Consider the following 918-nt stretch of genomic DNA (forward strand, 5'->3'; position numbering starts at 1 on the left):
GGCGTGGTTGCCGATGCTTTGGCCGCCGCCGACAACGTCTCGTCGGGCAGCCAGGAACTGTCGGCAAGCTCCGAACAGCTGTCGCAGGGTGCGACCGAACAGGCATCCTCTGCCGAAGAGGCATCCGCCTCGATGGAACAGATGGCCGCCAACATCAAGCAGAATGCCGATAACGCCGCCCAGACCGAAAAGATCGCCCGCCAGTCGTCGAAGGATGCAGAAGCCAGCGGCGAGGCGGTCGGCCGCGCCGTCGGTGCCATGCGCACGATTGCCGAGAAGATCTCGATCGTCCAGGAAATCGCCCGCCAGACCGACCTGCTCGCCCTCAACGCTGCGGTGGAAGCCGCCCGCGCCGGCGAACACGGCAAGGGTTTTGCCGTCGTCGCCTCGGAAGTGCGCAAGCTTGCCGAACGCAGCCAGGCAGCGGCCGCCGAAATCTCGGCCCTGTCAGGAACCACTGTCACGGTCGCGACTGAAGCCGGCGAAATGTTGAACCGCCTGGTGCCTGACATCCGCAAGACGGCCGAACTGGTCTCCGAGATTTCCGCTGCCTGCCGCGAGCAGGACATCGGCGCTTCGCAGATCAACGAGGCGATCCAGCAGCTCGACAAGGTGACCCAGCAGAATGCCGGCGCCTCGGAAGAAATGTCGGCGACATCTGAGGAACTCGCCGCACAGGCCGAGGAACTGCAGACGTCGATCGCCTTCTTCCGCGTCGATCGCGCCGGCTCGTCAAGCCACGCGACGCCTAAACCAAAAGTCGCCCGCAAGCCGCAGACCAGCAATGTCCAGGCACAGCCGGCGCGGCGCAACGACCAATCGGTTGCGGCCCAGCAGGCGCGTGCCAAAGGGTTCGCCCTCGATATGTCCATGGGCGGTCCCGACGCCGAAGATCGCGACTTCAGGCAGAGCGCCTGA

General features: G+C 65.3%; 1 protein-coding gene. It reads left to right on the plus strand.

Translation table 11 applies throughout. The annotated features are described in order from the left end of the window. A partial coding sequence (locus HFC70_RS26295; protein WP_246735970.1) for a methyl-accepting chemotaxis protein occupies nt 1-918 on the plus strand: 918 nt, incomplete at its 5' end.

Source organism: Agrobacterium sp. a22-2 (assembly GCF_012276985.1).
Lineage (GTDB): Bacteria > Pseudomonadota > Alphaproteobacteria > Rhizobiales > Rhizobiaceae > Allorhizobium.